The 18044-nt window shown below is 38.8% G+C and carries 19 protein-coding genes and 1 pseudogene; 13 read left to right on the top strand and 7 right to left on the bottom strand.

From position 1 onward, the window contains the following. Positions 1 to 24: 24 nt before the first annotated feature. A complete protein-coding gene (locus ACHABW_RS06915; protein WP_435754642.1) occupies positions 25 to 1224 on the bottom strand; it encodes a Ger(x)C family spore germination protein in 1200 nt (399 codons plus the stop codon). Further along, positions 1224 to 2879, bottom strand: coding sequence for a spore germination protein (locus tag ACHABW_RS06910; RefSeq protein WP_435754718.1), 1656 nt, complete (start codon positions 2877 to 2879; stop codon positions 1224 to 1226). Before ACHABW_RS06910 ends, ACHABW_RS06915 begins: the two co-directional genes overlap by 1 nt. Before the next feature lie 284 nt (positions 2880 to 3163). Here ACHABW_RS06910 and ACHABW_RS06905 point away from each other — a divergent pair, with 284 nt between their 5' ends. Further along, positions 3164 to 3589, top strand: coding sequence for a hypothetical protein (locus ACHABW_RS06905; protein WP_435754641.1), 426 nt, complete (start codon positions 3164 to 3166; stop codon positions 3587 to 3589). A 133-nt stretch (positions 3590 to 3722) separates the two neighbouring features. Here ACHABW_RS06905 and ACHABW_RS06900 read toward each other — a convergent pair whose 3' ends face one another. Both ACHABW_RS06900 and rnz read right to left on the bottom strand, forming a co-directional pair. Further along, a complete protein-coding gene (locus ACHABW_RS06900; RefSeq protein WP_435754640.1) occupies positions 3723 to 3998 on the bottom strand; it encodes a hypothetical protein in 276 nt (91 codons plus the stop codon). A 212-nt stretch (positions 3999 to 4210) separates the two neighbouring features. After that, a complete protein-coding gene (gene rnz, locus ACHABW_RS06895; RefSeq protein WP_435754639.1) occupies positions 4211 to 5134 on the bottom strand; it encodes a ribonuclease Z in 924 nt (307 codons plus the stop codon). 178 nt (positions 5135 to 5312) lie between these two features. Here rnz and ACHABW_RS06890 point away from each other — a divergent pair, with 178 nt between their 5' ends. Further along, positions 5313 to 6230 carry an aldo/keto reductase gene (locus ACHABW_RS06890; RefSeq protein ID WP_435754638.1) on the top strand — a complete coding sequence of 306 codons (918 nt, stop codon included), beginning with the start codon at positions 5313 to 5315 and terminating at the stop codon, positions 6228 to 6230. Positions 6231 to 6366: 136 nt separating this feature from the next. Here ACHABW_RS06890 and ACHABW_RS06885 read toward each other — a convergent pair whose 3' ends face one another. Both ACHABW_RS06885 and ACHABW_RS06880 read right to left on the bottom strand, forming a co-directional pair. Next, positions 6367 to 7089, bottom strand: a complete 723-nt coding sequence (locus ACHABW_RS06885; protein ID WP_435754717.1) for a DUF421 domain-containing protein — start codon at positions 7087 to 7089, stop codon at positions 6367 to 6369. A gap of 402 nt (positions 7090 to 7491) precedes the next feature. Then, positions 7492 to 7974 carry a glutathione peroxidase gene (locus tag ACHABW_RS06880; protein WP_435754637.1) on the bottom strand — a complete coding sequence of 161 codons (483 nt, stop codon included), beginning with the start codon at positions 7972 to 7974 and terminating at the stop codon, positions 7492 to 7494. A gap of 217 nt (positions 7975 to 8191) precedes the next feature. Here ACHABW_RS06880 and ACHABW_RS06875 point away from each other — a divergent pair, with 217 nt between their 5' ends. The 9 genes and pseudogenes from ACHABW_RS06875 (at position 8192) to rbsK (ending at position 15960) form a co-directional block, all read left to right on the top strand. Further along, a complete protein-coding gene (locus tag ACHABW_RS06875) occupies positions 8192 to 9082 on the top strand; it encodes a DMT family transporter (RefSeq protein ID WP_435754636.1) in 891 nt (296 codons plus the stop codon). A 92-nt stretch (positions 9083 to 9174) separates the two neighbouring features. Next, positions 9175 to 9546, top strand: a complete 372-nt coding sequence (locus tag ACHABW_RS06870) for a YisL family protein (protein WP_435754635.1) — start codon at positions 9175 to 9177, stop codon at positions 9544 to 9546. A gap of 353 nt (positions 9547 to 9899) precedes the next feature. Beyond that, positions 9900 to 10289 (top strand): annotated as a pseudogene (locus tag ACHABW_RS06865) (AhpC/TSA family protein); the annotation flags it as partial. 121 nt (positions 10290 to 10410) lie between these two features. Then, positions 10411 to 11103 carry a PAS domain-containing protein gene (locus ACHABW_RS06860; RefSeq protein ID WP_435754634.1) on the top strand — a complete coding sequence of 231 codons (693 nt, stop codon included), beginning with the start codon at positions 10411 to 10413 and terminating at the stop codon, positions 11101 to 11103. Positions 11104 to 11136: 33 nt separating this feature from the next. Next, on the top strand, positions 11137 to 11787 hold the full coding sequence (locus ACHABW_RS06855; RefSeq protein ID WP_435754633.1) for an ATP-binding protein: 651 nt from the start codon (positions 11137 to 11139) through the stop codon (positions 11785 to 11787). A gap of 313 nt (positions 11788 to 12100) precedes the next feature. Then, positions 12101 to 12595, top strand: a complete 495-nt coding sequence (locus tag ACHABW_RS06850) for a DoxX family protein (RefSeq protein WP_435754632.1) — start codon at positions 12101 to 12103, stop codon at positions 12593 to 12595. A 154-nt stretch (positions 12596 to 12749) separates the two neighbouring features. Further along, positions 12750 to 14468: a transglutaminase domain-containing protein gene (locus tag ACHABW_RS06845; RefSeq protein WP_435754631.1), complete on the top strand. Its 1719-nt coding sequence runs from the start codon at positions 12750 to 12752 to the stop codon at positions 14466 to 14468. A 161-nt stretch (positions 14469 to 14629) separates the two neighbouring features. After that, positions 14630 to 14857, top strand: coding sequence for a hypothetical protein (locus ACHABW_RS06840; protein WP_435754630.1), 228 nt, complete (start codon positions 14630 to 14632; stop codon positions 14855 to 14857). Between the two features lie 218 nt (positions 14858 to 15075). Continuing rightward, positions 15076 to 15960, top strand: coding sequence for a ribokinase (gene rbsK / locus ACHABW_RS06835; RefSeq protein ID WP_435754629.1), 885 nt, complete (start codon positions 15076 to 15078; stop codon positions 15958 to 15960). Between the two features lie 21 nt (positions 15961 to 15981). On the opposite strand, the gene ACHABW_RS06830 is transcribed toward rbsK, so the two are convergent. Further along, on the bottom strand, positions 15982 to 16500 hold the full coding sequence (locus ACHABW_RS06830) for an acyl-CoA thioesterase (RefSeq protein ID WP_110938225.1): 519 nt from the start codon (positions 16498 to 16500) through the stop codon (positions 15982 to 15984). Positions 16501 to 16669: 169 nt separating this feature from the next. On the opposite strand from ACHABW_RS06830, the gene ACHABW_RS06825 reads away from it, so the two are divergent. Together ACHABW_RS06825 and ACHABW_RS06820 are read left to right on the top strand one after the other, a co-directional pair. Then, positions 16670 to 17011, top strand: a complete 342-nt coding sequence (locus ACHABW_RS06825) for a CHY zinc finger protein (RefSeq protein WP_435754628.1) — start codon at positions 16670 to 16672, stop codon at positions 17009 to 17011. A 202-nt stretch (positions 17012 to 17213) separates the two neighbouring features. Further along, positions 17214 to 18044, top strand: coding sequence for an ABC transporter ATP-binding protein (locus ACHABW_RS06820; protein WP_110938227.1), 831 nt, complete (start codon positions 17214 to 17216; stop codon positions 18042 to 18044).

The raw sequence follows: 18044 nt of genomic DNA, 5'->3' as shown, positions 1-18044 counted from the left end.
TTAGACAGCTCCTTCTTGTAATTACTATTTTTGATGTTGAAATGAATTTATCCGCATACCGGTTAAGCGAATGTGAGCTTGAACACGAACAGTAATATCGAGATCAGCGAACATTTCAGGCCAATTACTCTCATATTCTTTCCAGGAGTCTGGATGTTGACGGTAGATGACATCCCCAAACCCAAAAATATCGACTTGTTTTTCCTGAGCAGTACTTATTGCACTTTCTATCGTTTTTTTTATTTCATCTGCAAGAAGCTTCTCTGTGTCAAGGATTGCTTGGGGATCTGAGAAATCCTTTCCACAGTTCACTTCTCCCAGACTTCCTTCTTGTTGAATCGTAATCTGAATGGAAGGCTTGTCATTTTTAATGATTGATTGAATGTTCGCATTTGATTTCAAGGTCTCAATCGCAATGGCATTAGGATCCCCCTCACATTCCACGTTATCAATCGTACTTCTGATTCGACCCAACACCCAAGTCACTCCTTTAGATTCATCCTCATTTAGCCAATCGATTAACTTTTCATCTTTAAACATTGCCGTACCATTTATTTCCAAAACCGCATTAGGCTTTGATTGTTGGATATTTTCTTTTTTTTGACCGGCTTCTTTATCACCACTTATTTGAATACCGCTCAAGATTAATTCTTTCCCTTTACTAGTTAAGGCACTTGCCACATCATCAATGTCCATCACAATGTTTTCTCCCGAAAATTTCTCTAGGTTTTCCAATTTACTCGTAACCTTTTCTGCATTTACTCTTTCAACTGGAGATTGAACCATTAAAATGCTTTTAGCATCGGTACCCTTTGAAATCATCACTTGTGCATTCGATCGCAGTTCATTATCTCGTTCAAATACATCAAGCATTATAAAAAGACCGCCCTCTTCTGCAAATTTCTCATTTAGGACAACTAAATTCAAATGAGGAGAGTAGACGGGATTAGGCAAGTTTTGGGTCGCCTTTCTAGCTGCTTCAAATATTGTTTTGCCGGTAGATGAAAAGACGGACGTTGGTGATGCATCTCTCGAAGCGCCTTGTTGGCCAGCTACTTCGCTAGCATTAACCACTTGAAAAGATACATTTATATCGCCGTTATCCAACTTATCTATTCCCATTGCCGATATAAGTGACAGGTCTTTGAGTTCCGTGGCACTCCAACACCCCGGTAAAATAAGTAATATGGAAAACGAAAAAACAATTGCTATCCATTTAGGCATTATTTTGCATCCCCCGTTTCACTTGGTGGTGGTGCATTCAACCCTTTTTCTGTGTCAAGGGGATTATTTTCGTTGGGGAGGATAGGTTTTTTCTTTTTTCTACTCCAGATTGGAAAACGAAATAACCCGTCTTGTTGATCCTCTGGGATAAAAGGTGCAAAAGGAGCTAAATAAGGAGTGCCAAATGATCGTAAGCTTGCTAAATGAGCAATAAGAACGATAAGACCTAACGTAACACCGTATAATCCCATTGTTGCAGCTAAAATCATCATTCCAAATCTAAGAATTCTTGCTGCTACTGCAAGATTATAAGCAGGGGTTGTAAAACTAGCAATGGCCGTGCCTGCGACAACGATGACCATTGCTGCAGACACAATACCTGCTTCAACGGCAGATTGACCGATTACCAGTGCCCCAACAATGGATACTGCCTGTCCAATAGCACGCGGCATTCGAACTCCTGCTTCTCTTAATATTTCAAACGTAACTTCCATAATAAAAGCTTCAATGAATGCAGGAAAAGGAATTCCTTCTCTTTGAGCCGCTAAGCTAACAACTAATGTCGTTGGGATTAGATCTTGGTGAAACGTAAGCAGAGCTATAAATAACGATGGACCCAGTAAAGCCAAGGTAAAGGCTGTATATCTTAAAACACGTATAAGTGAAGATATCTCTGGTCTTTGATAATAATCCTCAGCTGATTTGAAGAATTGTGAAAATGTGACTGGCGCAATAAGTACAAATGGTGTCCCATCGACAATAACTGTTATTCTTCCTTCTGCGAGAGAGTTTGCCGCGACATCCGGGCGTTCTGTAGAGAGCATAGTTGGAAAAGGGGTGAATGTATTGTCCTGTATCAACTCTTCCACACTAGCTGAACTTAATATTTCATCAACATCTATTTTATTCAGTCTGTCTCTAACTTCCTGAACTACCTTTGCATTGGCGATTCCCTTCATGTAAGTGAGGGCAACGTTCGTTTGACTGATTTTTCCTAATTGAAATATCTCAAACTTCATTTTAGGACTTTTATTTCTTCTTCGAATTAACGATATATTTGTGGACAGAGACTCGACGAAGCCATCTTTTGGTCCTCGAACAGCTATTTCAGCGGTTGGTTCTTCTATGGAACGCCATTCTCCACCGATTGTGGCACATATAAATGCTTGATCAATGCCATCAATAAATAAAATAGAATTACCCGATAAAAGAGCATGAATCGTTTTATCTGATTCCGTTTCTAAGGTGACTTCATTCACTGTTAGGACTTGTTTTTCAATTTCCTGCAACAACGACGACTCAGAGGATACTAGCTGTTCTTTCAATTTATCATCAAGTAATGTCTTTAGGATGAATTGACTAACTTGTTTTTTATCGACTAAACCATTAATAAAATAAACGACACCTTTGATCAATGGGTCATTACTGAGTACTAATTCATGTTCAATTAAATCACTCGTATCTCCGATTATGTCTTTTATTATTCTCTTGTTCTGGTTCAGACTTTTATTGAAATAATTACTTCCGGGTTCCAGTCCTTCTTTTAAAAGCAATTGAGCGGGTTTTTTTTTGCCATTTTGTTCTGAAGGACTCGGTATTTGTTGTGTCTTTTTGCTATTTTTCAGTCGCATGAAATCACCTATGCCTTGTGCCATTTTTAACAAGTGCCAAAATCTTTTATTACAAAGATAGCTACAAAAAATATTTTTCTCTGTTTCGCACAATATTATACAGGGAAGTGAAAATACATAGGGAGTATGACCAAGGCACAAAGGAAACTTTTTATGCGGTTAACACAATAAATGTATGACGCTATTAAAAAGCAATGCGGTTTTACAATTGATTGCTATAACAAAATAATGGAGTGAACGGTTTAGAAGTGAAGGGAAGAAAAAACAGAAAAATCATCCCAAAATGACGTGGTCAGGAGGAGGTTTTCATGAAATACTGCATGCTGTTTTTTACTTCAGTTGTATTAACAATAACAGGGTGTTCTGAGGAGCAAAAAGACAACACCGTAACTCTTCAAGGAGATTCTAATAATTGGCAAGGAGAATTGTATGTAGAGCAGATGTCTTCTGAGGAACATCTAAATGAAAGAGCTGAAGCAACACTAACTTATCTAGGTGATCGCTCTGATGACGTTCATACTATAAAGCTGACGACGTACACGAACTGGCAGGAAAGGGGGGCCTTAGAAAGAAGGATTGGTGAATTATCTTCGGAGGTAAATATTACTAATACTTACGGTAACTATGGGTTTTGGTATGTTTACGACCAAGGATTTGAAATAATGATTGATATCGAATGGATGGAAGAAGATGATGAAAAGCGAGAACGGATTGGGTTTGAATCGATTGAATAACGTCTATTTGGGCACCACAATATGAAAAACACACCTCACTTAGATTTGAGATACTAAGGAAGTGTGTTTTTAAAGCCGCTATGCCCGATTTGATAAATCTAAACCAGGCTTTTAGCGAGTGATTCTGTCTCTTTCACGTAACGCCAATCTTCTGATTTTGAACATTTAAATTCTCAATGGCAGCACTAACTTCTTCTAAGCTTGCCGAAGCCTCTTGAATAATCGTAGCTAGCTCATTTGTTGATTCTTCAACTTGAGAGGAATTATCTTTGACTGATTCCGCCAAACTCTCGAAACTCGAAAAACGATCTTGTAACGAACGTAAATAATTTGTAAGCCTAGTAAAAGAATCATTAACTTGATCAGTTTTACCTAAGTTATCTGTGACCATCTTACTGTTAATATTCATTTTATCTAAGGCATGAAAACAAAGAGTCAGTTCGTATAGAGGTTGCCGGGGATTACGACAGTTACTTCTAAGACTATAAGGAATTCACTGAGGATAACATCGAAGAAATGGATAGTACTTTTCATCCAATTCGCTTAGCGCTTAATAAAGAGCTGTTTCGACCGGATACCGAGGAAGTTCCTACATGCCAACGTAGGTGCTGCTTAAAAAATTTAATCAGGAACATGAAATGTGGCAAAGTCTTCTGCAATCACTGTGTTAGTGAAAACAGCCTGTGCTTCTGCAAGTAAACCTTGGATATCTTCCGCTTGATATCGAGAACTTAAGTGGTTGAGAATTAATTGTGTTACTCTTGCCTCTTTTGCTACGTTAGCAGCTTGAATTGTCGTTGAGTGAAAGTATTCCTTGGCTAGTAATTCCTTATCAGCTGCAAACGTTGCTTCGTGAACTAATGTGTTTGCACCCTTGGCTAACATCGCAGCATTTTCCGATAACCGCGTATCACCTAAAATAGTGACGGTTTTCCCTTTTTTAGGTGATCCCGTAAAGTCTTTCCCATCGAATTTACGACCGTCGGAGAGTTCAATATTTTGACCGTCTTTTAATTGCTGTAAAATTGCCCCTTTAGGGATATTCGCCTTTATTACTTTAGACATGAGTAATGGCCCTGGCAAATCCTTTTTTTGGATCCTGTATCCGAAAGAAGGAACACCGTGATCCAACTTTGCAGTTGTAACCTCCCAGTTTTCGTCCCTGAACAATCTCCCATCTCCGAAGATTTCTATCACTTCAAGTTCATAAAGTAAATATGTTTGACTACTATTCAACGATACCTCTATGAATTCTTTGATACCCACTGGTCCATATATCATAAGAGGACTTTCAGCTCCTTGAAAGGACCTGCTCGCTAATAATCCTGGTAAGCCGTAAATATGGTCTCCATGGCAATGAGTGATAAAAATTTTCTCTATTTTTCTTGTTTTTATTGGCGTGTGTAAAATTTGATGTTGGGTTGCTTCCCCACAATCAAACAACCAAATGGAGCCCTGTTTATTCATAAGGTGCAAAGCTAATGACGAAACATTTCGATGCTTCGCAGGAACTCCAGCTCCGGTTCCTAAAAAAGTCATTTTCATGATGGTCCTCCGATTCAGTTAAAGCTTATATGATTATTTTAAGCATATACGTGTTAATTATCAATATAGGGGGTAAACAAAGAGGGGAGCTCGTGTAAGTGATTACATAAAGTGAGTTTTCAATATGTTTTGGATAAATAGAAGTGATAGAAAGGAAACTAAGAAAAGAGGTGTCCTTATGAAAAATATTAGATTAGGTAATAGTAGCTTAGAAGTAGGAGAAATTTCTTTAGGTTGCATGAGGATGGACCAGCTTTCAAAAACTGATGCGGAGAGAGTTATCGAAAATGCGATGGAGCTTGGTGTGAATCTTTTTGATCATGCGGATATTTATGGTGGCGGGAAATCGGAAGAAGTTTTTGCTGATGCAATCGGAATGAATTCATCAGTTCGAGAAAAAATGATTTTACAGACAAAAGCCGGGATACGTGATGGATTATTTGATTTTTCCAAGGAACATATTTTGGAATCCGTGGACGGTAGTTTAAAACGTTTGAAGACAGATTATATCGATGTTTTACTACTTCATCGTCCTGATGCCTTAATGGAGCCGGAAGAAGTTGCCGAAGCTTTTACGGTCTTGAAAAAAAAGGGTAAAGTACGAAATTTCGGTGTGAGTAACCAAAACCCGATGCAAGTTGAATTGTTGAAAAAATATGTGAATGAAGATTTAATAGCAAACCAGTTACAGTTTAGTCTTATGCATACTCCGATGATTGATGCAGGATTAAATGTGAATATGCAAAATGATGCTTCTATAAATAGAGACAGTGCCATACTTGAATACAGTCGCATAAATGATATGACCGTCCAAGCCTGGTCTCCGTTTCAGTACGGAATGATAAAAGGCGTATTTGTTGGCAATAAAGATTTTCCGGAAGTGAACGTAAAGCTTCAGGAACTTGCTGAGAAAAAGGGAGTTACTGATTCTGCGATTGCAATTGCGTGGATACTTCGGCACCCAGCAAAGATTCAGCCAGTTGTGGGCACAATGAATCCTGAGCGATTAAAGGACATATCCAAAGCTTCTGATGTGGAATTAACAAAGAGAGAATGGTATGAACTCTATCTTGCAGCAGGAAATAAGCTCCCATAAAACTCTATCATACCAGACCGCTATGAGATTACTCTAGCGGTTTTTTAGATATTTTAATTATCAACAGAGTGGCTCGAAAATCCGCTTTGGCGGCTCCTTTCCGCGAAATATTCTACTACTTTTTTGCGATAGTAGCCTAGTTTTTAATGGGTGCTACGATCACTTCTTCGTGTTCAACTTTCATAGAAAGCTGGAGTTCTTTCTGCTGATTAATCGAACCAAAGAACACATCCCTTAAGTCAATGCCCTGGGAAGTTAACTGTTTGTGTAACCATATTTCATTTAAATTCAGAAACTTTAACACATCTGCGTAGACGGAACCTTCGATAATTACAGGAATAGTAAAGGAAGAAAGCTTAGTTATTCCCATGTCCTCCAATGTGACGGTGTTCTTTTCTGCTTTTTTCAACACACTCAGCGAACCCGAGGATTCAATTAACGCTGTTTCTACTTCACTAATATCAAAAATACCTTTCTCCCGAAGCATTTGCAGGATATTATCGATGGAATAGCTTACCCTTTTTAAATTGTCTGGAATGAGCTTCCCATCTTGTACAACGACAGTCGGTTGAAACGTTATTAATTTCCCGAATTTCCGATGTAAAATTTCCCACTTATCAACTAATTTCTGTATCCCTCCAATTGCTACGATAGCAACTGCTGTTGGCAAATGATTGACGCTTGGATCTGCGATATCAGCTCCGACCACGGAGCCAAGTGTAATAATAATAAGAAAATCAAAAACCGGGATTTCTCCAATGGCACGTTTTCCTACAAATATAATGACGATCAGTAATAACGGTAATATAGTGATAATTCTTCCCAAAACGATAAGAATCTCCATTAGAATGTCCACTATTAATAAGGCCTCATTTCATAAAATTACAGAATGAATAGTTATTATCATTTTCACCAAATAAATGGGTTGCATACAAATAAATATTATTAAAATTGTTACTTGTTTAATGGGGATGGAAGAGGTATAGGGGAAAAGAAACAGGAACATTCTCTAGAAACTCCCGAAGAAGCGATAGCGGTGACTTCAGTAGGAAAATCAAAAGGACACCTTAAAAAGTAAAAACCGACTTTTACAGTGCCCAAATCAATGGCTGAAGACCCAGCAGGTACGAGCATTACTTCACGAGTAATCTTCGAGTTGGCTCGGCTAATGTTGACCGCGGAAAACAATAGCCGAGAGCGGATTCGAATACCTCTGACCCAAATAAAGAAACCATCTCTTAAAAATAGTCTTATCCAATTTTTATAAGCCTAGCAATTCATCTATGTCCGTTTCAATTTTAATAGGTGAAGTTTGAGGAGAATAACGTTTAACAACATTCCCTTGCTGGTCAACAAGAAATTTAGTGAAGTTCCACTTAATTTCTGAACTTAACATGCCTTTTTGTTCCGCCTTTAAATGTTTGTATAAAGGATGAGCATCTTTACCGTTTACATTTATTTTCTTAAACAAAGGAAAAGTTACCCCGAAATTTATCTCGCATGCTTCTTCCATCTTATCATCTTCCACAGGCTCTTGATTCATAAATTGGTTCGATGGAAATCCTAGTACAGAAACCCCCTGATCTTTATACTTTTGATGCAGTGCCTCCAATTCTTTAAACTGAGGAGCCAACCCGCATTTTGTTGCCGTATTAACGATGACTAGAACGTTTCCTTTATAAGCCTCTAAAGAGATTTCATCTCCATTTGGTTTTTGAACAGATAGATCATGGATCTTGGTCATATTCAATCCTCCTCTTAGTAGTAAGTTAAGTTTAAGAAAAACAGAAGGTTACCGCAAAGAATGTGACTCCAAGTTCCTAACAAAATCCAAGTAGAATTTATGGTAAGATGAACTAGGCTTTTAGAGGCATACTCCATCCAATCTTGTAAGAGGTTTTTCACGACATATTAGATCAACCAGTAAAGGAGAGAGAGATATTTTTTATTCTTACATTCTAATGATTTTTGTCGTTATTATTTTCGCCGGAAATATTCTTATAGGCAAGGCAATAAATGACTTGCCTCCGTTTACCATTGCTTTTTTTCGGTTACTCATTGCTTTTTTAATCGTCTTCCCATTGGGATGGCGCCGGGCGTGGGAAAACAGGGCTATCTTTCTCGAGTATAAAAAGCCCTTCTTATTGATGACACTGGCAGGTGTAACCTTTTTTAATACGTTTATCTATGGGGCATTGCAGTTTACTACCTCTTCTAATGTAGCTATTCTGGAAACAGTGATTCCTGCTCTGACAGTGGTATTGAGTGCACTTATACTTAAAGAAAAACTTATGAGTATCCAGTGGTTTGGAGTCTGTTTATCACTTCTTGGTGCAGTTTGGGTAGTGATGGATGGTAGAATCTTTTCTTTGTTTTCCATGGATTGGAACCCTGGGGATGCAATTATGATCGGTGCAATCATAACATGGTCCGTATATTCTATTATGGTAAAAAAGTATATGCATCTTTTCCCGCCATTTGCGGCTCTTCTTGTGATGACGGGGATTTCTGTCATCGTATTGTTACCAATTGTATTGGTGGAATGGTTGATAACTGGAATTCCATCCTTCGACCAACCGAACCTGGTACTCGGTCTCTTGTATTTGGGGATTTTTCCGTCTTTAATAGCTTTAATCCTTTTTAATAGGGCAGTAGCTATGTTGGGGGCATCTCAAGCGTCTATGTTTTTAAATTTCCTTCCAGTTGTGACCATGATAGGGGCTTATTTTTGGTTAGGTGAAAATATTAGTTTGATGCAAATACTGGGTGCTATTATTGTTATCGCTGGTGTTACGATAACGACGCAAATGGGGAAAAGACAAACTCGAAAGACTCTAAAAGAAAATTACTAAGGGAATATGCTTTCTAATGAGATAATTTCGTTTTACAATAGAGTATGGTAGTAAAATGAATGAAAGCAGAAAACTTTAAAGGAGGAAAATGAATGTTTTACACAACACACACCCACATTTTTACTTGGGTAGTAGCGTTAATTTTATTTCTCGTTGCGGTATATCTTTTTAAAGCGGGCAACGCGAAAGCGTCAAAAATAGTTCATATGTCATTACGATTGTTCTATGTACTGATTATTATTACAGGTGTGATATTATTTATCGAATTCTCTGCGAACAATGCAGCACTCTATGGAGTGAAATTCCTAGTTGGCTTATTAGTTATTGGATTTTCAGAGATGGTATTGGTTCGTATGAAAAAAAGCAAAGGTATTACTGGAGTGGTCATAGGTTTAATTGTTTCGTTATTGATTACTCTTTACTTAGGGCTCAGATTGCCGATCGGTTTTAATTTCTTTGGATAATAAGATTATTACTAGAGGAGTAAGTAACTAGAATAGACACAAATCTAGAATGCCAGTTGGGAGTTTTTTCTCTCAAGCTGGCATTTTTAAATGCAATGGCAAATCAAATGTCATGGAAATTTACGTAATTTAATGCATTTGAAGGTTTTATAACTTAAGTCATGTGACTATAAAATATAGATGTTAAAGTGCATAATAAAAGGGGTAGGAGACATGAAAAGGGGGAAGTTTGTATGCACTTAAATTATCCTGTGGAAACCCAAAATGATGGTGAGAGAACACTTTCGTCAATCGTAGAATCCCAAAATTGTGTGCTCGTATTTGCAAGACACCTTGGTTGACCATATTGTCGAGAATATCTCACGCAGTTGCGGGAGTCCAATGAAAAAGTGGAAGAATACGGTTTTAGAATTATTGTAGTTGCACCTTCCAATGCAAGATTTATTAAGCAGTTCTTAGATGCTTACGGTTCATTTCCTTTTGAAATAGTAGGTGATCCAAAGCGCAAAGCCTATAGTGGATTAGGTCATCAAACAATGCCTAAAGCGAAATTATTGTTAGCTGCGGGACTAGGTGTTATCACTGGAAAAGTTAAAAACTTTATTCCTAAAGAAAAATCAAAGAAAAATGTGGTTATGAAGTCGATGAAAAACGCGGACGTATACATTCAAGGTGGAACTTGGATATATAAGTCCCCTGATGACCACGCAAAGATTGATGATATACTGAGGCAATTAAACTAGTTTAAGTCTAGAAATATTCATAAATCCCTTATCATTCAAAGGAATAGATAAGGGATTTATTAGTTTATATGGTAAAAGAGTGAAAGTGAAGTACGTCACTTCCAACCGGAGGGTCGATTTAATGAAGCATTTTAAGCATGAAGAGACGGTATCGCTATTAAACTCGATTGGTGAAAATATATTTATTACTAATACCGATTTTGATATTGTATGGATCAATGATTATGCGAATGAGTTAATTGAAAAGTTAAGTGAGTATATACCAGTAGAGTCGAAAGAAGATCTCATTGGCAAAAATATGAGTGTGTTTTATAAGAATAATGGAGAATCTCAAAGGAGAATTCTTACAGAAGGTTCTTTCCCTTACGAATCAAAAATAATCTTGTTTGATCGTTACACCGCAAGTATCGTCATCAATCCATTTATTATTAGAGATCAAATAGAAGGATACGTACTTACCTGGAAAGATGTCACCGTTTACGAAAAGGGACTAACAGTTATTAATGATGCCTTGGATAAATCGACTATTTTGACGTATGTAAATGATAAAGGTGAAATTACCTATGTGAACGATAAATTCTGTGAGCTTTCTAAGTATAAAAAAGAAGATTTAATCGGCAAAAATTTCAAGTATTTACATGTGGAAGGTTATTCGGACAGTTTTTATCAAGAGATTAATGAGACAATTGAAAAGGGCGAGAGCTGGCGGGGTGAACTTTGCCAAAAGGCCAAAGTTGGATCGGTATATTGGGTGGATAAAACGATTGTTCCATTTATGAGCGGAAGAAAACCTTATCAATTCGTTGCAATTTAGCAGGACATCACCTATAAGAAAGAGGCGGAAGTGATGCTTCGTCGATCTGAAAAACTGTCGGTGTTAGGGGAGTTAGCGGCAGGGGTTGCCCATGAAATTAGAAACCCATTAACTAGTATTAAAGGTTTTACTCAGATAAGTACCCTTCCGGAGCCTAACAAACAGATCATGTTGGATGAAATTGAACGGATAAACTTAATCGTAAATGAGTTTATGATGTTAGCAAAGCCTGACCAGGTAAAATATCAATCGAATGACGTTATTGCTATACTTCAATACGTAGTAAAACTTTTACATTCAGAATCAAATTTAAAAAATGTGCACTTTCAAATGTCCAATGAAGAGAAACAAATCTTTATTAATTGCGAAGAAAATCAAATGAAGCAAGTTTTCTTGAACATTTTTAAAAATGGTATTGAAGCTATGCCTGAAGGTGGAGTTATTCGTATATCTGTTTCGATAAAAGAGGAAAGAGTTTATATAACTATCGCGGATCAAGGAGTCAGTTTGTCCTCTGAGGAAATAAAGAGATTAGGAGAGCCTTTCTATTCTCTAAAAAAAAATGGAACTGGTTTAGGATTAATGATGACCTTTAAGATTATAGAAAACCACGATGGATCCTATAAGATCGAGAGTGAAGAGGGCAAAGGAACAATTCTGACATTGTCTTTCCTAAAACAGTGAATATGATAACCCCATTATAGCTCACCTGCAAAGGTAATCTATAAGGGGGGGTTCCAGTATCTTCGTAAGGCGTTGGGGTCGGTTTGAAACTTTGTTTACAAGTTCACAAACTGTCCACTTTTAGGGCATTTATTACAATCCATTCTGCGGTATACTATTGGTGAAAGGAAATAGTGATCACTTCCTTAACAATTAAATAGTTAGCTCTTATTTTATCTTCATATGTGAATCGTTGAACAAGGGTTCAACAAAAAATTTACCGTTTCATGTGAATTAATTCACAATATATTATTATACTAGGGAGGAATATAAAATGTTTATGAACTTTTTGAGAGAAAACCGTTATGCAGCAGGGATTTTAACACTAATTAGAGTGTATATTGGCTGGTCTTGGCTCACTGCAGGGTGGGGGAAAGTAACTGGAGAATTTAATGCAGCAGGATTTTTGATGGGTGCTATAAATAATGAAACCGTGATAGAATATTATCCAACGTTTCATGCGTTTTTAGAAAACTTTGCTATCCCAAATGCTGAAATGTTCAGCGTCATGGTAGCATGGGGAGAACTTCTTGTTGGACTTGGATTGATTTTCGGTGTATTAACTACGACAGCTGCGTTTTTCGGAATTATGATGAACTTTGCGTTTATGTTTGCTGGCACGCTCTCTACTAACCCTTGGATGGTTCTTTTCACGATCTTCATTCTAGCGGCTGGTTATAACGCAGGACGTTTCGGAGGCGACCACTGGGTTATTCCTTTCATTCGCCAACAATTCTTAAACAAGCGAAACAAAAAAGGAAAGTTGTAAATGGTACTGTAACAGCTTCTTAACCTGATAGTTACTCATCCACACCTGGATCCTTTAAACGAGGAACCGGGTGTTTTTTGTCATCATCATAAATGGATATCTATGCTAAAATTATAGATACCTAGATTGGACCGATGGATGGGAGAGGGATTAGATGACTCAGACTCGGAAATTAGTCGTTTTTATTTGTACATTCACTTTTCTTCTAATGGCAGGGTGTTCAGAACCAGAAGAAGAAACATCCGTTACCGTGGACACCGGGGAAGAAACCGAGAATCAAGAAGAAACAAAAAAATTCGAGGACGATGTGATAGAAGAGCCAGTTCCTGAAAGTATGGAGCTTAGTGACTATGCAGATGAAATTGGTTTTATGCTGGATTCACCTAAAAAAGAAAAGTTTGAAGTCCATACTACGTTTGAAGTTCAAGGGAGTATTGAGGAAATAAAGAAGTTAGTTAGTGATGATATTTGGATCACCCTGACACGAAATAATGGTGTGCGTGATCTTGAAACAGATGACTTTAATTATTATTTACCATTAGAAGGAGGAAAGTTTAAGCAAACACTTTCTCTCTTTCACGGAAAAGGTGAATACGAAGTGCGAGTGAGAGCACCTAGTAATAAGTCAGGTGAAGAAGATCGATATTATGACGTAGCAGTCTTTGATGTTGTTAATCGAGATGATAAGATTCAAAGAGAAATCGAATACACACAATTTGGGAAGCAACATGGGATATCCCTGATTAGTCCGAAGTTAGGACTAAAGGACAGGGAAGAGAGTGTATATATAGAAGGCACTGTACCAGAGGATCATCATGGAAAGATGGTACTAGTTCAGGTGGAAAAAGATGAAGAGAAGCGCCAACTGGTTTTTGCGATACATGGAGATAGGTTTGCAGGCGATGTCCCGCTTTATTTCGGAAAGGGTATTCACCAAATACGGGTACAAACCATTGCTGATGGTGAAGAGTATTACTATGACTCTGCAACGTTTTATGCGGATAATCAGTCTACAACGGAAATGGCAAAAATGGAGAAGTTTAATCAATATATAAATCGAGGAGTAACAGTTTACGAACCGTCTTGGAGCGAACCGGCCTTGCAAGAGAAACTGAAATACAGGGTGAGGGGGAAAATTGATCCGGAAGTAGCTGGAGCAGATGACATTTCACACATGATCGTGACAGTGAATAACCTCGACGAAGACAAAGCGGTAGCGAATTATTTTGTTCCAGTTGAGGACTATATATTTGATGACGATGTATATTTTCGTTTTGGACCAGGAAGGTATGAGGTAGTAATTAATGTCCCTGATTTAGATCAACGAAATCAATCCGTATTTTATTATCAAGGGGTTATGAGGACAGAACATGAAGTAATGAATATTGAAGATAAACGGGATTTACTCCCATCACGAGGAATAGAATCGGATCACCCGAAGATCATCGATAAAGCGAAAGAGGTTACGGCTGGTTTAGAAAGCGATCGGGAGAAAGCGAAAGCGGTCTATCAGTTTGTAGCAAAGCACGTGGCGTACGACGTTGAAAAAGCCGAACAGGATTTGTTTAACCTTGATGATAGTGCGTTGTCGACGCTGGATTCCGGTAGTGGTGTTTGTCAGGATTATGCCTTTCTTGCGACGGCTCTGTTACGGGCAATTGGAATCGAATCTCATTATGTTGAAGGTTATACTGGAGAACGTCACGCTTGGGTGGAAGTCAAGGTTGATGGGAAATGGATTGAGATGGATCCTACTTGGGGAGCGGGTTATGTTCAAAACAGAAAATTTGTTTTTCAATATAATGAAGATTATTTTGATCCGGATCAATCGTTCTTAGATAAAACCCATCGTCGCGAGGGGATCATGTACTAAGTGGATACGGGATTAAGGATTAGGTTGTTTTCTATAAATGTTTCTTCATTTCCAAACGGGAGGTATTCGAATTCACTGCATTAAGCTACCTAAACGAACAAAGTTTAAGATATTACTAGAGGGGAAAAGCGTATAATATAAAACTGTTTAGGAGTGGTAACGTGAGCGATGAATATAGAAAAGAAGAAAAAGTAGAGAAAAAGCCTGGGCTAGTCGGAGCGACATTCATTAAATACGCTTTTATAACTGTCATTCTCCTTATAGTGTTATTCTTTATTGCTAATTATCTCCTTCCAATGATTCCTGGCGGTGAAGGCAGTGGCACGATGATGTATAATGCGCTTGATACGTCGATTAGTAGTGATGCCGATAAGCCTATTAGTGGCTAGTCAATTTTACTCTAGAATGTAAAAAGGAGTGCGGTCTTTGGGACTGCACTCCTTTTTAGTTATTATCAATAGGATTCTAGCATTCGACCGATAAATCCATTTTCTTAGGGGTCTGACCCCCAAAAGGTACCGAGTTTACAGGAGGGGGAAATCGTAATAGTATTTGTGTAAGTGATTACATATCAACTTGTAAAAATCAGGTGGATGGAGGAAGGGAAATGAAGCGAAGATCATTAACAGTTGTTGGAAGTATTAACATGGACATGGTAACAACTACGGAGGTTGTTCCTTCAAAAGGAGAAACGGTTCTGGGAGAAAGTTTTACTACTGCTTATGGTGGAAAAGGGGCGAACCAGGCAGTTGCAGCAGCGAGATTGGGTGCCGATGTGCGGATAATTGGCAGAGTAGGTTCGGATCCATTTGGTTCTATGCTTAAACAAGGCTTGACGGAGAATGGAGTTACTACTGACAGTGTTAACGTTGTTGAGAATTGCAGTTCTGGCGTTGCAACGATTATCTTGTCGGACCGAGACAACCGGATCATTGTAACACCGGGAGCAAATGAACATGTGACGAAGGAATATGTCGAGCAATTTAATCAAGAGATAGTAAGCAGTGACGTGGTGTTACTTCAGCTGGAGATTCCTCTTGAAACAGTGAACTATGTTCTGGATCTATGTTTTGACCATGGTGTCCAAGTCATTTTAAATCCTGCCCCGGTTCAAAATATTGCTGTCGATAAATTAAAAAAGGTAACCTTCTTAACCCCTAATGAGTCGGAATGGGAGGCTTTTGGAGAGTTGAGCCTGCAAGAGCAAAGTTGGAAAGAGAAAGTAATTGTTACTCGGGGGGCACGAGGTGCTTCCTTTTATGCTAATCGTTTGGAAGTACTTGTCTCAGGTTACCAAGTCAATCCTGTGGATACAACGGGTGCGGGGGATACGTTCAATGGGGCGTTGGCTGTAGCTGTTGCGGAGGGACGGTCGATCGAGGAAGCCGTACGTTTTGCGAATGCAGCTGCGGCCCTGTCTGTCCAATCATTTGGAGCGCAGGGCGGCATGCCGAATCGGGAGCAGGTTATTGCATTTATAGAAGGTAGTTGATAACACGTAAGGAAGCTCCGACTATTCTTCTTCTTGGCCCGGTCCTAGGTCGGTGAGAATGCTGGCGAGCTTTTTACTTTGTTGACGCCCTACTTTGCGAAGACGGGCTCGTTCTGGTGCTGTATCGTGCAAATAGATTTCCTCTTCTGATTCCGGTTTGATGGGAGGAACATCTGTAGGCTTTCCTTCTTCGTCTAAAGCAACAAAGGTAAGGAAGCTTGTTGCGGCCACTCTGCGATCTGCGGTAAGCAAATCTTCTGCAACGACTTTGACGAATATTTCCATGGAACTCCTGCCGGTCCACGAGACGTGTGATTCGAGACAGACGGAATCTGTTTGACGAATGGGATGAAGAAAGTCGACGGAATCGATCGAAGCCGTGACGCATTCTTTCCGGCAGTGACGAGCGGCGGAGATAGATGCTAGGTCATCGATGTCCCGGATTAATTTCCCGCCAAAAAGTGTATTGTGATTGTTCGTATCCTGAGGGAAAACTCTTCCTGTTTTAACAACCCTCGATTGTTTACATGTCTTAGTCATTGTTCGCTGCACGCTCCTTAAATTCAATTGTTTCTATGGTTTGTAATTATATATGAGTTTGTTCTAAGAAACCAGCTGGTAAAATGCTTAATCGTAAAACTAACAAAAAAGCGGAGAGAACTGGAAAATTTTTGCGGGTCTGTCCCCCCAGATATTAGGAGGAGTTTGAATGTGGATTCATGGCGTAGAAGTGATGGGGAAAGTGAAAGATAAGGAGACGAGGTGTGTGCATTACCATTCCGAATTGGATAGGGTGGCGATGAAATTCTATTGCTGTAATATGTATTATTCTTGTATTCACTGTCATATAGAATCAACAGATCACCCGGTGTCGAGGTGGCCGTTAGAGGAGTTTGATGAAAAGGCAGTGCTGTGCGGTGCGTGCGGGGCGGAATTAACCATTCATGATTATATCGATGGAGGGGCGAGCTGTCCGACCTGTCAGGCTGCGTTTAATCCTGGTTGCGAGCGACATCATCACCTTTATTTTTCGGTAAATAAAAGGAAATAAATGGGGGGGACTGTTTAATTGTGACTTTTTTTCTGTGCAAAAATGGAGTAATGCCTATAGGATTCGTTGCAGTTGTGTGAAGTTAACAGAGTATAAGAATCGGTTCGGAATTCTCATTGCAATTTAAGAGAGAGACCGTTATAATTTAACTGATAACGATTATCATTATTAGTCTAGTAGAAAAGTGGAAGGGGTATTTTCCATGTCCTATGTATCAGCGCAGGGGTTGTCCGTTGCTTACGATAATCATGTGATTGTAAAAGAAATGAATGTTGAGATTCCTGAGGGGAAAATAACATCTATTATCGGACCAAATGGATGTGGTAAATCAACACTTCTCAAAGCTATTTCAAGAATTAAGAAGCCGCATAACGGTATTGCTTATCTTCAAGGGGAAGATATTCATAAAATGAAAACAAAAGATGTTGCTAAAAAACTGGCAATCTTATCTCAGGCACCTGAATTACCAGGAGGACTTACTGTTGAACAACTTGTCTCTTATGGACGGTTTCCGCATCAGAACGGATTACAGCGTCTGAGCTCGAAAGATAAAGAAGCTATTGTTGCAGCTCTGAAAAATACAAATTTAATGGAATTTCGTGATCGTCCGGTGGATGCATTGTCTGGTGGTCAGCGCCAACGTGCCTGGATTGCTATGGCCCTTGCACAGGAAACAGAGTTACTGTTTCTGGATGAACCGACGACTTATTTAGATATGGCGCATCAAATGGAAGTCCTCGAACTTCTTGAGCGTCTCAACCGTGAAGAGGGCCGTACAATCGTGATGGTTATTCATGATATTAATCATGCGGCTCGGTTTTCTGACCATTTGATTGCTTTAAAAGACGGAAAACTTCTTTTTAATGGTGATCCCTATCATATTATCTGTCCGCCTGTGCTAAAGGAAATCTTTCATATCGATGCCTATATTGGTAAAGATCCTCGTACGGGGAAGCCGGTCTGCATTACTTATAACTTATTGCCTGAAGATGTGTCTATTAAAAAAGACGCAGGTTTATTGCAGGAAGTTTAG

The organism is Salipaludibacillus sp. CF4.18 (genome assembly GCF_051262595.1).
GTDB classification, from domain to species: domain Bacteria; phylum Bacillota; class Bacilli; order Bacillales; family Salisediminibacteriaceae; genus Salipaludibacillus; species Salipaludibacillus neizhouensis.
This window is presented reverse-complemented; position numbering and strand designations above follow the sequence as displayed.

Coding starts and splice junctions, on each gene's coding strand:
- ACHABW_RS06915 (WP_435754642.1), bottom strand. CDS start 1,224: ATGCCTAAATGGATAGCAATTGTTTTTTCGTTTTCCATATTACTTATT.
- ACHABW_RS06910 (WP_435754718.1), bottom strand. CDS start 2,879: ATGGCACAAGGCATAGGTGATTTCATGCGACTGAAAAATAGCAAAAAG.
- ACHABW_RS06905 (WP_435754641.1), top strand. CDS start 3,164: ATGAAATACTGCATGCTGTTTTTTACTTCAGTTGTATTAACAATAACA.
- ACHABW_RS06900 (WP_435754640.1), bottom strand. CDS start 3,998: ATGAATATTAACAGTAAGATGGTCACAGATAACTTAGGTAAAACTGAT.
- rnz (WP_435754639.1), bottom strand. CDS start 5,134: ATGAAAATGACTTTTTTAGGAACCGGAGCTGGAGTTCCTGCGAAGCAT.
- ACHABW_RS06890 (WP_435754638.1), top strand. CDS start 5,313: ATGAAAAATATTAGATTAGGTAATAGTAGCTTAGAAGTAGGAGAAATT.
- ACHABW_RS06880 (WP_435754637.1), bottom strand. CDS start 7,974: ATGACCAAGATCCATGATCTATCTGTTCAAAAACCAAATGGAGATGAA.
- ACHABW_RS06875 (WP_435754636.1), top strand. CDS start 8,192: ATGATTTTTGTCGTTATTATTTTCGCCGGAAATATTCTTATAGGCAAG.
- ACHABW_RS06870 (WP_435754635.1), top strand. CDS start 9,175: ATGTTTTACACAACACACACCCACATTTTTACTTGGGTAGTAGCGTTA.
- ACHABW_RS06860 (WP_435754634.1), top strand. CDS start 10,411: ATGAAGCATTTTAAGCATGAAGAGACGGTATCGCTATTAAACTCGATT.
- ACHABW_RS06855 (WP_435754633.1), top strand. CDS start 11,137: ATGCTTCGTCGATCTGAAAAACTGTCGGTGTTAGGGGAGTTAGCGGCA.
- ACHABW_RS06850 (WP_435754632.1), top strand. CDS start 12,101: ATGTTTATGAACTTTTTGAGAGAAAACCGTTATGCAGCAGGGATTTTA.
- ACHABW_RS06845 (WP_435754631.1), top strand. CDS start 12,750: ATGACTCAGACTCGGAAATTAGTCGTTTTTATTTGTACATTCACTTTT.
- rbsK (WP_435754629.1), top strand. CDS start 15,076: ATGAAGCGAAGATCATTAACAGTTGTTGGAAGTATTAACATGGACATG.
- ACHABW_RS06830 (WP_110938225.1), bottom strand. CDS start 16,500: ATGACTAAGACATGTAAACAATCGAGGGTTGTTAAAACAGGAAGAGTT.
- ACHABW_RS06825 (WP_435754628.1), top strand. CDS start 16,670: ATGTGGATTCATGGCGTAGAAGTGATGGGGAAAGTGAAAGATAAGGAG.
- ACHABW_RS06820 (WP_110938227.1), top strand. CDS start 17,214: ATGTCCTATGTATCAGCGCAGGGGTTGTCCGTTGCTTACGATAATCAT.